Raw genomic sequence first — 12,667 nt, forward strand, 5'->3', positions numbered from 1 at the left:
TCAAGGCCCTCTCGGACTGGAGATAGTAGCAACACTTTCCAACCACCGATAAGGCTGCGACCCATGGACCCGATCATCGCTGCAACTCACGCCGATCCCTATCCCTACTACGCACAACTGCGCGCAGAGGGTGGGCTGGTTTTTCATCAAGGACTGAAATTGTGGGTGGCCTGCAGCGCCCGAGCCGTTGCCGCCGTGCTGGCGCATCCGGATTGCCATGTCCGGCCGTCCCATGAGCCGGTGCCCAAGGCAATTGCTCAAGGCATGGCCGGCAAGGTGTTCGGTCAGTTGATGCGGATGAACGAGGGTGAGCGGCAGCGGTGCCCGAGGGCGGCGATTGAGCCGGGGCTGGCGCTGATTGATGTGAATGAAGTCAATTCACTGGTCAGCGCTCGATTGATTACCCCTGGGGCCGATGGGTTGTACACGGCAATGTTTCGCGGGCCGGTCTGCGTGGTGGCGGCGTTACTGGGCTTTTCTCCGGCTCAGGGCCGGGCCATCAGCGAGCTGACCGCAGATTTCGTCGCCTGCTTGTCGCCCCACAGTGATCAGGCGCAACTGGACACCGCCCATGTTGCGGCAGAACAGCTGAAGGGATATTTCATCGAGCTTCTGGCTGACCTGAGCAATCGAAGCGCTCTGCTCGCCGGTATCCGGCAGCGTTTCGCGGCGACATCCACCGACCCTGAAACCTTGATCGCCAACCTGATCGGCCTGTTCTCCCAGACCTATGAAGCCACTGCCGGGCTGATCGGTAATGCGCTATTGGCGTTGAGGCAAAACCCGCAGTTCAATTCGACTCAAGTTGATGACTTGATCGCTGAAGTCCAGCGCTTCGACCCGTCGGTGCAAAACACCCGCCGCTTCGTCGTCGCGCCGTGTGAAATCGACGGCGTGAACCTGAACCCCGGCGACGTCATCCTGGTGCTGCTGGCCTCGGCCAATCGTGATCCGCAGCTCAACGACAACCCCGATACGTTTCAGCTCGACCGCCCGAACCGTCGCAGCTTCACGTTCGGCGCGGGGCGTCATCAATGTCCAGGGCAGGTGCTGGCCATGAGCATTGCCAGCGCGACGCTGACTGAGATCCTGACGATGAAACCTGCTTGGGACTGTTTGACCTGGCACTACCGCCCTTCCCTGAATGGGCGCATTCCTTTGTTCACCGACCTGCTGAATACCTGACGGACCGCGTCATCGTTCTTCGCGAGCAAGCCCGCTCCCACATTCGTTCGTCGATATTCACGACATTTATGATCGACACAAATCCCTTGTGGGAGCGGGCTTGCTCGCGAAGGCGGCATGACAAACAACGCGCCATTTCTGGCATGCGCAACAGCCTACATCGCGGGTGAACTAACCGCGAGCCGAACACTGAACTGTGGCGAGGGAGCTTGCTCCCGCTCGGGTGCGCAGCAGTCGTAAAACTGGCGCACGCAGTCATGCATGAAGAACCCCGATGACCGGATTTACGGTCGCTGCGCACCCGAGCGGGGGCAAGCCCCTCGCCACGGATAACGAAAAACCCGCCATTTCTATTTACATAAATAGCGGGTTTCTTCCGTCTATAGCGACAAGCCTAATTTGTAACAACGACCAGAGTTTCAGACCAGTCCTACATCTATCAAATGCCCTTTGATATAGCGTCCGCATCGTTTTCAAAAGATGAAACAAGGACGCTCATGGCTCGCAAAACAGATATACCTCGGATTCAAAACCCACCATCGGGCGACGGGCACCACATCACCAGCCGCTACATGACCGCCACCGAACTGGCAGAGCGCGACGCCAGACAAAAATCCTATGACGACATGTTGGCCCGACAGCAGGCCTATGAAGACCGTTTTGTCAGGCTGCCTCAACAGCTGGGTCAATCCAGCTCAATGGGTTGCGTGTTCGCCAAAAGCTGCAACCTCCCCGACGGAGTAATCAACCACGACAACCCAGCCGGGTTTGTCCCTGTCGAAAAACTGACCGACTACGGAAAATTCTCCCTGCTGGGTGGCCGCGAAAAGGATGCCGCGGGAAATATCCCGCTCAAAAAAATCAGTGGTAGCGCGTTACCTGCTGCACTGGGAACGCTTCTTCTGGGCGGAGTTGGTGCTGCTGGTACCGGCACGGGTGCGGCTGGTGGTGCAGGTGTCGTGACGGCCGGTGTTGCTGCTGGCGCCTTGACAGGAATGGTTGCATTGCTGTGGCCGTCGAGCTTGAGCGACAGCTCCCTGTACACAGAAGAGCAGCTCAAATCGCTCAAGGAAGGCCGAACACGGGTTCGACTGCATGTCGAGCAACAATCTGATGGCACCTTGAAGGGTTACGGGTACAACACCCAGAAGCGCCGTGACTGGGAAATGATTCCTGTAGTCCGGTTCAAGAGTCAGGGTTCTCAGCAGGTGGCTGACTTTGGCGATGGGATAACTCTGGTATGGACGCCAGCGGTTGACCCATCCAGCACCTCAGCGATTCCCCCGCTAGAGGCCGCACCACAAGCACCTCAGATCTGGATTTATCCGCCTACCGAACAGGCGGATAACATCATCGTCAACCCGATCTACCCGCCTGAGTACAAGGACTTCATTCTTGTTTTCCCGGCTGATTCCGGTGTGCAACCGCTGTATGTTGTGGTTTCAAGATCTGCTGGCGGCGGTGATATTAAGTACCACCGGCCGCCGCTGGCATTACCTGCATTTCCAGATGCCCTTCCTGTTAAATCAAAAAGCAGTGTTCAGGGCGGGGAGTAAGCGCAGTCGGTGGAAAGACCGAAAGGGGCGAATATATGAATGGGATAGCAAGACAGGCGCAATAGAGATGTATGACAAGCAAGGTAAGCATCTTGGCGAGTTCAACCACGAAACAGGTGAACAGATAGACCCCGCAAAACCCCGCAGAACCACCCCAAAATAATTGAGAGGCTGTTTATGTTTTTATGGATTAGTGGATTTTTAAAAGGTGATGGCGAGGATGACTCCTTAAAATACGACCTTACAGTTCGACCTGAGTTTGAAGTCGCGGTAATGGGTGCTCTTGGCTGGAAAAGCCTTGATGAAAGCGCGGATGGGGAATGGTTACTAACCGGCGAGCAAATCCAACAAATCGCTATAGCTCTCAATGAGCAGTTACCGACCGAACTGGACCTATTCATAGGGGTGCGGGAGTAGGTACAACTGAGACGGGAGTTAAACAGTGGGCTTTCTCTACCAAGATCCATCAATGAGCCACGAAGAAGCGTCGAAGCTGCTAGCGGGCGACGTAGAAACGAACGTTGCCGCTGCATTGGTTTCTATCGGCCTGAATGAGCAAGACAAGATTTGGGCTCAGAACACCTGCCTGAAGTACCTCGAGAGTGAATCCAAATCGGTTGCAGCCGCTGCCATCACCGCGCTCGGTCACATTGCTCGCAGGCATGGTGACCTGGACTTGGGTGCTGTACTCCCGGCCCTTGAGAAGGTGAAGGAAAAATTTCCTTCCGTGGAAGGGACTGTTTCGGACACTCTTGATGATATTGAGGCATTCACTTGATTCGCCGCTTAGCAAAAGAACACTTTTTCCGCGAGCCGAACACCGAACTGTGGCGAGGGAGCTTGCTCCCGCTCGGGTGCGCAGCAGCCGCAAAACTGGCGGGCGAAGATTACCTGACACACCGCATGCACAGGTTTCAGGGCCGCTGCGCAGCCCAACGGGAGCAAGCTCCCTCGCCACAGAGAGCAAAAACCCGCTGTGTCCTCACAAATACAGCGGGTTTTGTCGTTTCAGCTCACACAGCCATCAATCATCCCGCGTCAGCACTTCCAGCAATTCAATCTCGAAAATCAGATTCGAATTCGGCGTAATCGCGCCCATCGTCCGCTCGCCATAAGCCAGATGTGCCGGCACCAGCAGCTTGCGTTTACCGCCAACCTGCATGCCCATGATTCCCTGATCCCAGCCCTTGATCACCCGCCCCGTGCCAATCACGCACTGAAACGGTTTACCCCGACTCCAGGAAGAATCGAATTCAGTGCCGTCTTCCAGCCAACCCCGGTATTGGGTAGTGATCAGCGCGCCTTTGACAGCGGCTTTGCCGTCGCCCACTTCAAGGTCGATAACCTGCAATTCATCATTCATTACATTCACTCTTGTGTGCGCTTGCCCGAACAAGCTTCATGGGCGCCGTTTTCCCAGAAATGCGGGCAATTGGCAACTTACTCAGATAGACCCCGTCGCGATCCTTGCGATCGCTCATGTTGGTCCCCGCGCTTGAACAATATCCGGTTTTCTTCACCGCGCAACCTACTGAAACAGGCGTCCGCAACCTGTGGCAGCGAACGCCTCGGCGCTTTTACCAGAGGGCAATATCGTAGGTGAAATAGATCCGATTGCTGTCACGTCCACGGGCGAAGTCCGAACGGTAGACATAGTTGCGCAGCTTCACGCCAACGCCCTTGAACGTGCCACTCTGGACCACGTAGGCCAGTTCCGTGTCGCGTTCGGACTCTTTGATGTGGGTGTCGGACTTGCCATCGTTGCCTTTGAGATAACGGGTCATGAACGTCAGCCCCGGCACGCCCAACGGCGCAAAGTCGTAACCGTAACTGAGCATCCAGGTCTTCTCGTCCTCCTCGATGAACTTGCCGATGCCAACGTTGCTGAACGAGTACACCGTCGCACCGCTGATGTATGGCAACCCGGCGTCACCGCTGAGTTGTTGGTAACCGCCACCAAAGGTGTGCCCCGCCACAGCGAAAGACAGTTGGCCGCTGAGCATGTCGTTATCGATTTTCGAGGCGTAGGCACGGCCCGCGTCGTGGCTGTTGAAATAGCGCAAGTCACCGGTCAACACACCGGGACCCAATGGCAGATCGTGCTGGACGCCGGCAAAATTCTGCCTATAGAAGTCTTCCAGCTCACCGTAGAAGTAACTCAGACGCGTGTTCTTGCCGAGTTTGTAGTCAGCGCCGGCGTAGGTGAAATCGCCACCTTTGTCGCCTGAATAACCATCAGGAACGATCGACACGCTGTCGGTGGAATCGCGCAGTTTGAATCGGTCCAGATGACCGCCGGTCAGGGTCAGGTTTTCGATGTCGGTACTGGTGACTTGCCCTCCCTCGTAGGTTTGCGGCAGCAAGCGCGCATCGTTGTAGATCAGCACCGGGGTTTTGGGCAGCAGGGTGCCGTATTTGAGGGTGGTCTTGGCCAGTTTGACCTTGGCCGCCGCCCCGGCACTGGCGAACTCATCGGCGGCGCGACCGTCATCGTGTACCGGCAACAGACCGGTGCCACTGCGGCCACGACCGGAATCGAGTTTGACACCCAACAGACCCAATGCGTCGACCCCGAAACCGATAGTGCCAGGGGTGAACCCCGACTGGAAATCCAGCAGGAAACCCTGGGCCCACTCGGTACGCTCACTTTTGGCGGTTCTGGCGGAGCGTGCGCTCAAGCCATGTTCATCGCGAAAGTTTTCGTTGAAATAGACGTTACGCAGTTGCAACTTCAACTTGCTGTCGTCGATGAAATCACTCGCACCGGCAGTGGCCATCGGCAACACACCCAGAAGAGGAAGAAGAGCCCCGCGAGTCAGAAAATGGGTCATGTCGAACTACTCATATTGTTGTTTTAAGGATGCACGAGACCGCGCATCCGCGATCGGGCGCGTGAAGTTCTGTCAAGTAGCGAGTCAGGGATGAATCAGGAGAACAGCGTCAAGGCGCCCGTCAGCAGGGCTAAAGCTGTGATTACCAAGGAAGTGAGCACCGCCCATTTGACGGTGGCGCGCTGGAAGTCTCCAAGGTCGCGATCGACCATCCCCACCAGCAACAGGGTCGACGCCACCAGCGGGCTCATCAGATGCACCGGTTGGCCAAGAATCGACGCCCGGGCGATTTCCACCGGGTCGATCCCGTAGGCTGCCGCTGCGTTGGCGAGGATCGGCACCACACCGAAGTAATAGGCATCATTGGACAGCACGAAGGTCAACGGCATGCTGGTGATCGCCACTACCAGCGGGAACAGGTGCCCCCAGGACGGTGGAATCCAGTCCACCAGGGTTTGCGCCAGAGCGTCGACCATTTTGGTTCCGGAGAAAATCCCGGCGAAGACACCGGCCGCGAACACCAGCAGGACTACAGTCATGGCGTTGCCGGAGTGCGCGAGGATGCGCTCTTTTTGAATATCCAGTTGCGGGTAGTTGATCAGCAGCGCCAGCACGAAGCCAATCAGAAACAGGATTGCCGAATGCATGAGCCCCATCACCAGCGCGCCCATCACCGCTGTCACCAGCAACAGGTTGACGTAGGCCAGTTTCGGGCGCTTGTGCGGCGTGTCCTCAAGAATCGCCTTGATGTAGCAATCGCCGCCACCGCTCTGCAGCTCGATACTGCCGATGCGTTTACGCTCGGCGCGGCCCAGCAGGAACGCGGTGAACACCACCCACGCGGCGCCGCCGATCATGGTCGGCAACAATGGAATGAAGTAGGCCCCGGCATCCAGCCCCAGCGCGGCAATTGCTCGGGTCGCCGGGCCGCCCCAAGGGGTCATGCCGCTCATGATGCTCAGCGACAGCATGGAAATGGTCGCCAGAATCATCGGGTTCATGCCGATACGCTTGTACAACGGCAGCATGGCCGCGCAGGTGATCATGTAAGTGGTGGTGCCGTCACCGTCCAGGGCGACCGTCAGCGACAGCAGCGCAGTGCCGACCGCAATTTTCATCGGGTCACCGTTGACCCGTTTGAGAATCTTGCGGATCAACGGATCGAACAACCCTGAGTCGATCATCAAACCGAAAAACAGAATCGCGAACAGCAGCAGTGCCGCCGACGGTGCGACCATCTTCAGGCCGTCGAGCATCATTTTGCCGGTGGTTCCGCCAAAGCCACCGATCACCGCAAAGACAATCGGAACAACGGTCAACGCAACGATGGGTGACAGACGCTTGGTCATGATCAGGAACGTGAACACAACCACCATGGCCAAGCCGAGTAAGGCGAGCATAGGGCAACTCTCTTGTTGTTATGGAATGCGTGGCCGACGCGCAGGCGAACGACCCCGGGCCCGCCAGGCGACGCGATCAGCGACGCCCGGCAGCAGGTAATAAAAAAGGTTAGGTTGTTGCAGTGGTTGCGCGGTGCTAGAGGTGACCGGTGGTCCCGATGCGGTCCCAGGTTTGATCGCCGTCAGGCGCGGCCGGGTTTTTACCGTCCAGGGTATCGAGCAGGACCTGGCGGTCGCAGGCGTTCTCGGAGATGGAGATCACCACCGTCGCCACGGCGTTGCTCGCCAGGCTGGTCAGGGCTCGCGCCTCAGACATGAACCGGTCGATCCCGATCAACAGCGCCAAGCCCGCCAGCGGAATGTCGTGCATCACCGTGAGCGTGGAAGCGAGCGCCACGAAACCGCTGCCCGTCACCCCTGCCGCGCCCTTGGACGACAGCAACATGATCGCCAGCATGGTCAAGGTTTGGGTCAAGGTCAGATCAATGTTGCAGGCCTGGGCAATGAAAACCGCCGCCAGTGACAGGTAGATTGCCGTACCGTCGAGGTTGAACGAGTACCCCGTCGGCAACACCAGCCCCACCACACCTTTGCTGCAACCCAACGCCTGGAGTTTCTCCAGCATGCGTGGCATGACCGGTTCGGTGGAGGACGTGCCCAGCACCACCAAGAACTCTTCGCGCAGATAACGCAACAGCTTCCACAGACTGAAGCCGTTGGCGCGGCAAATGCTGCCGAGCACCACGAAGACGAAGAAAGCGCAGGCGATGTACAAGGTCATGATCAACTTCGCCAGCGAACCCAGCGAGGTGATGCCGTACTGTCCGACGGTGAACGCCAGTGCCCCGAAGGCACCGATCGGCGCAAACCGCATCAGGTAGGAGAAAATCTTGAACACCATCTGCGACGCCGCTTCCAGTACATCCAGCACTGGCTTGCCGCGTTCACCCAGGGAAGACAGGGCGAAACCGCACAGCACCGCGATAAACAACACCGGCAGTACTTCGCCTTTACTGAATGCACCGATAAAGGTGTCAGGGATGATGTGCATGAAAAACTCGACCACCCCAAGCTTCGCCGCGGACTCGGTGAATTGAGACAAGCCCGCCGTGCTCAATTGGCTCGGATCGATGTTCATGCCCACGCCCGGTTTGAACACGTAGACCGCGACCAGGCCGATGATCAGGCTGATCACCGTCAGCCCGAGAAACAGCAACATAGTCTTGCTGAGCAAGCGACCGAGGGAGCGTTTGTCGCTCATCCCGGCGATGCCGGTGACGATGGTGCAGAACACCACCGGCGCGATCATCATTTTGATCAGCTTGATGAAGGCATCACCCAGCGGCTTGAGGGCAATGGCCTGCTGGGCCCAGAAGTGCCCGACCACAACACCCAGCAGTACGGCGCAGAGGATCTGGAAATAGAGCGATTTAACAATTTTCATGGCATCACCCATTTTTTAGAATTGTTCTGATGCAAAAACTGCAGTGACTGCGCGGGAAGACTACCCGGCGAGCCGTTGGGAAACCGGGGCATACACAAAGCCGGAAAACAGCCTTCGGGCGGTACGAACAACGGAGGCGCGGATTGTCTCACCCTTCTTACCGGTGTAGGACAAGACAACATCGATGCCGCCGCTCGGATGCTCGATTCGCACCTGTTGCAGACGCGGCCCGCCGGTATTGCCGAGCATCTGCGCGACCACACTGCCTTCGCTGACACAGGCCGTGGCCAGACCGATAGAGCCGGTAATGGCCAGCGCACGGTGGCAGTTGTGCGGCATGAAGTAGCGAACCTGAATCGTGCCGCCGGCCTTGGCCTTCGATACCAGCACCGGCTTGGGGATGACCTTGTCGCTGACGTCGCCCAGACCCATCGCCATGCCGGCCCGCAAACGCAGAGCTTCGAGGCGCTGCAGAAAATCTTTGTCGGCGTCCAGTTCGTCCGGTGTTTCATCGCCGTGTTTACCCAGGTGACGCGCTTCGACAATCAGCATCGGCATGGCCATGTCGATGCAGGTCACTGGAATGTCGTCGAACCAATCCTGGGTGCTGCCGGTTGGAAACAGCTTGCCGGTCTTGCTGCCCGCAGCGTCGAGAAACGTCAGTTGAACCGGTGCCGCACTGCCAGGCACGCCATCGATGGCGGTGTCGCCTTCATAGCTGACTTTGCCGTCTGGCGTCTGCACATCAGAGGTGACGAAGGTGCCGGTGTTGAGGTTGCGAATCCGCACGCGGGTCAGCTCACCGGCCGCCTTGACCAGGCCCTGCTCGATGGCAAACGGCCCGACCGCACAGAGCATGTTGCCGCAGTTCGGGGCGGTATCCACCCGACGCTGGGACACCATGACCTGAACGAACAAGTAATCAACATCGGCATCGGGATGCAACGAAGGGCTGACGATGGCGACCTTGCTGGTCTGCGGACTGCCGCCGCCAATGCCGTCGATCTCCAGTTCGTGACCGGAGCCCATCACCGAGAGCAACAGCTCATCGCGTTCTTGAATCGAAACCGGCAGATCCCAAGCGAGAAAAACCGGCCCCTTTGAGGTACCACCGCGCATCAGCACACAAGGAATTCGTTGCATGGCCACTAGCTCTTGTTAATCAATCGAGGTAATTGATGTCTTGCAAACAAGAGTGACAGGGAAGTAATTGTGTTTCCAATGCAAAGATCAGAGCGTTTATTGCGTTTCACAAAAGAAAGTTTTACCGTGATTCAGCGCCCTCCTCCGACGAGATAAAACATGGAATATGAACTCCAGGACATCCGATCTTTCGTGAAAATCGCCGAACTGGGGAGTTTTCACGAAGCTGCCGATGCACTGCATCTGTCACAACCAGCCTTGAGCCGGCGGATAAAAAACTTGAGGAGGGTTTAGGGACTACGTTGCTCGATCGCACCACGCGCAAGGTCAGCCTGACCAGCGTCGGTCGCGACTTCCTGCCCAAGGCTCGTCGATTACTGGATGACTTCGACGATTCGATCCTGAACATCCGTGAGTTGGCCGAACGGCAAATCGGTCAGGTGACCCTGGCCTGCATTCCAACCGCTGCGTTTTACTTTCTGCCGTCGGTAATTCGTCTTTATAACGAACGCTATCCGAAAATCCGCATCCGTCTGCTCGACCTCAGCGCCAATGAAGGGCTCGAAGCGGTGCTGCGGGGGGAAGCCGACTTTGGCATCAACATGATGAGCGGCCAGCACCCGGACATCGAATTCGTTTCACTGGTCAACGAACCCTTTGTTCTGGCCTGCCGTCGTGACCATGAACTGGCCAAGCGGACGTCTGTGACCTGGTCAGAGTTGAGCGATTACCGATTGATCGGCGTCGGGCGCCTGAGCGGCAATCGCATGATCCTGGACCACGCCTTGTCGGGCCTGAGCTGGCGTCCGCAGTGGTTCTATGAGGTGCAGCATTTGTCCACCTCGCTGGGTATGGTCGAAGCCGGCCTAGGGGTTTCCGCCATGCCGAGCCTCGCCATGCCGGCGGCGGATCACCCGACACTGGTGAGCATTCCGCTCACCGATCCTGTGGTGAACCGGACACTCGGCCTGGTATACCGTCGGGGCGCATCGCTATCGCCAGCGGCGGAGAAATTCGTTTCGATCCTGCTCGAACAATGGCCCCACTAAGCCGTGAACTCGACCAGCAATCTCCTTGCTGACTGAAAGGACGCCAGCCTTTATCCTGACGCCCCGCTGAAAATCGGGCGAGCCATTCTCGCCTGCCACACCCTGGAGTTTCGCCATGCCCCACGAAGGCAACCTGTTGCAAGCCGCTGTCGTCTTTTTATTCGCGGCGGTGCTCACCGTCCCCTTGGCCAAGCGCCTGCAGTTGGGGGCGGTGTTGGGTTATCTGTTTGCCGGGGTAATCATCGGGCCGTCGGTGTTGGGCTTGATCGGTAACCCGCAAAGCGTCAGCCACATCTCCGAGCTCGGGGTGGTGTTGCTGCTGTTCATCATCGGCCTCGAGCTGTCGCCGCGACGCTTGTGGGTGATGCGCAAATCGGTGTTCGGCGTGGGCCTGGCGCAGGTGCTGCTGACCGGGTCGGTGATTGGCGTGCTGGCGTTGTTCGTGTTCGGTCAATCCCTGAACAGCGCCATCGTGCTGGGCCTTGGCCTGGCGTTGTCGTCCACCGCGTTTGGTTTGCAAAGCCTGGCCGAGCGCAAGGAACTGACCAGCCCTCATGGGCGGTTGGCGTTCGCGATTTTGCTGTTCCAGGACATCGCCGCGATCCCGCTGATCGCGATGGTGCCGCTGCTGGCCGGCGGCGATCACACCAGCAGTGCCGCCGAAGATTTGAACCATGGCTTGCGGGTGCTGGGCAGTATTGCGGTGGTGGTGATTGGCGGGCGTTATCTGTTGCGCCCGGTTTTTCGCGTGGTGGCCAAGACCGGTCTGCCGGAGGTGTCCACCGCTACCGCGTTGCTGGTGGTGATTGGTACGGCGTGGTTGATGGACCTGGTCGGCGTGTCCATGGCACTTGGCGCGTTCCTCGCCGGTTTGCTGCTGGCGGATTCCGAATATCGCCACGAACTGGAAGCGCAGATTGAGCCGTTCAAAGGCCTGCTGCTGGGGCTGTTTTTCATCAGTGTCGGCATGGGTGCCAATCTGAGTTTGTTGCTCAGTGCGCCGATTGTGGTGCTGGGGCTGACTGTGCTGCTGATCGCGATAAAGCTGCCGTTGCTGTTTGTGGTCGGTCGACTGGCGGGCGGCTTGGGCAAGGTTAATGCGATTCGTTTGGGGATTGTGCTGGCGGCCGGTGGTGAATTTGCTTTTGTGGTGTTCAAGATCGGCCGGGATCAGGGCCTGTTCGAGCCGCGTCTGTACGACTTGCTGGTGCTGACCATCACCCTGTCGATGGCGCTGACACCGCTGTTGCTGCTGGCCTGCGCACGACTGGTCAAGCCGAAAGTTCAACCGGTGGAAGTGCCGCAGAAGTTCCGCGAAATCGACACCGACACACCACGCGTAGTGATCGCCGGCATGGGCCGTATGGGGCAGATCGTGGCGCGGATTCTGCGGGCGCAGAACATCAAGTTCGTCGCCCTCGATACGTCGGTGGAAACCATCGAACTGTCCCGCAGCTTCGGCGGCGTACCGGTGTTCTACGGCGACCCGATGCGCCCGGAAATCCTCAGCGCGGCGAAGGTCGAGCAAGCGGAGTTCTTTGTGATTGCCACCGATGATCCAGACACCAATATCAAGACGGCCGAGGTGGTGCACAAGCTTTATCCGCACATCAAAATCATCGCCCGCGCCCGTAACCGTCAGCACGTGCACCGGTTGGTGGATGTCGGGGCTCAGGCGGTGCGGGAAACCTATTACTCCAGCCTGGAAATGACCCGACGGACTTTGGTCGGACTGGGTCTGACCCAGGCCCAGGCGGATGCGCGGATCAAGCGCTTTACCCATCACGATGAACAAGTGCTGGAGGCCCAGCACGCGGTGTATGACGATGCGGCCAAGGTGATGCAGACCGCGCAGGAAGCGCGGGCGGAACTGGCAAAACTGTTTGAGTCGGATCAGTTGGAAGAGGAAGCGGGTAAGGTTTGAGGTGAATCTGATGTCTTCATCGCGAGCAGGCTCGCTCCCACATTGGATCTATGTCAGCCGCAAATCTTGTGGCGCACTCGGTTACTGTGGGAGCGAGCCTGCTCGCGATGAACGATAACGCGGTATTCCTGGCAA

Annotated in this window: 9 protein-coding genes and 2 pseudogenes; 6 read left to right on the forward strand and 5 right to left on the reverse strand. The window is 58.1% G+C overall.

The annotated features are described in order from the left end of the window. Positions 1 to 63 precede the first annotated feature (63 nt). From AB4O41_RS03825 to AB4O41_RS03840, 4 genes and pseudogenes are all read left to right on the forward strand, one after another. Positions 64 to 1,185 (forward strand): cytochrome P450, encoded by a 1,122-nt coding sequence (locus tag AB4O41_RS03825; protein ID WP_460146342.1) that lies wholly within the window; start codon positions 64 to 66, stop codon positions 1,183 to 1,185. Between the two features lie 497 nt (positions 1,186 to 1,682). After that, positions 1,683 to 2,904, forward strand: a pseudogene (locus AB4O41_RS03830) (S-type pyocin domain-containing protein). Positions 2,905 to 2,918: 14 nt separating this feature from the next. Further along, on the forward strand, positions 2,919 to 3,158 hold the full coding sequence (locus tag AB4O41_RS03835) for a pyocin S6 family toxin immunity protein (protein ID WP_460146344.1): 240 nt from the start codon (positions 2,919 to 2,921) through the stop codon (positions 3,156 to 3,158). 52 nt (positions 3,159 to 3,210) lie between these two features. Further along, positions 3,211 to 3,519, forward strand: coding sequence for a hypothetical protein (locus AB4O41_RS03840; RefSeq protein WP_460146345.1), 309 nt, complete (start codon positions 3,211 to 3,213; stop codon positions 3,517 to 3,519). A gap of 246 nt (positions 3,520 to 3,765) precedes the next feature. Here AB4O41_RS03840 and AB4O41_RS03845 read toward each other — a convergent pair whose 3' ends face one another. From AB4O41_RS03845 to AB4O41_RS03865, 5 genes are all read right to left on the reverse strand, one after another. Beyond that, a complete protein-coding gene (locus tag AB4O41_RS03845; protein WP_447790152.1) occupies positions 3,766 to 4,104 on the reverse strand; it encodes an FKBP-type peptidyl-prolyl cis-trans isomerase in 339 nt (112 codons plus the stop codon). Positions 4,105 to 4,318: 214 nt separating this feature from the next. Continuing rightward, the gene (locus tag AB4O41_RS03850; RefSeq protein ID WP_460146347.1) at positions 4,319 to 5,572 is read right to left on the reverse strand and encodes an OprD family porin; all 1,254 of its coding nucleotides are present in this window, start codon (positions 5,570 to 5,572) and stop codon (positions 4,319 to 4,321) included. A 95-nt stretch (positions 5,573 to 5,667) separates the two neighbouring features. Then, positions 5,668 to 6,972, reverse strand: a complete 1,305-nt coding sequence (locus tag AB4O41_RS03855; RefSeq protein ID WP_460146349.1) for a CitMHS family transporter — start codon at positions 6,970 to 6,972, stop codon at positions 5,668 to 5,670. A 136-nt stretch (positions 6,973 to 7,108) separates the two neighbouring features. Then, a complete protein-coding gene (gene dctA / locus AB4O41_RS03860) occupies positions 7,109 to 8,428 on the reverse strand; it encodes a C4-dicarboxylate transporter DctA (RefSeq protein WP_460146351.1) in 1,320 nt (439 codons plus the stop codon). A 48-nt stretch (positions 8,429 to 8,476) separates the two neighbouring features. Then, on the reverse strand, positions 8,477 to 9,559 hold the full coding sequence (locus AB4O41_RS03865) for a 4-oxalomesaconate tautomerase (protein WP_460146352.1): 1,083 nt from the start codon (positions 9,557 to 9,559) through the stop codon (positions 8,477 to 8,479). A gap of 159 nt (positions 9,560 to 9,718) precedes the next feature. Here AB4O41_RS03865 and AB4O41_RS03870 point away from each other — a divergent pair. Together AB4O41_RS03870 and AB4O41_RS03875 are read left to right on the forward strand one after the other, a co-directional pair. Further along, positions 9,719 to 10,608 (forward strand): annotated as a pseudogene (locus AB4O41_RS03870) (LysR family transcriptional regulator). Between the two features lie 115 nt (positions 10,609 to 10,723). Further along, the gene (locus AB4O41_RS03875; protein WP_460146354.1) at positions 10,724 to 12,532 is read left to right on the forward strand and encodes a monovalent cation:proton antiporter-2 (CPA2) family protein; all 1,809 of its coding nucleotides are present in this window, start codon (positions 10,724 to 10,726) and stop codon (positions 12,530 to 12,532) included. Positions 12,533 to 12,667: the final 135 nt, after the last annotated feature.

The organism is Pseudomonas sp. S2_A02 (assembly GCF_054668495.1).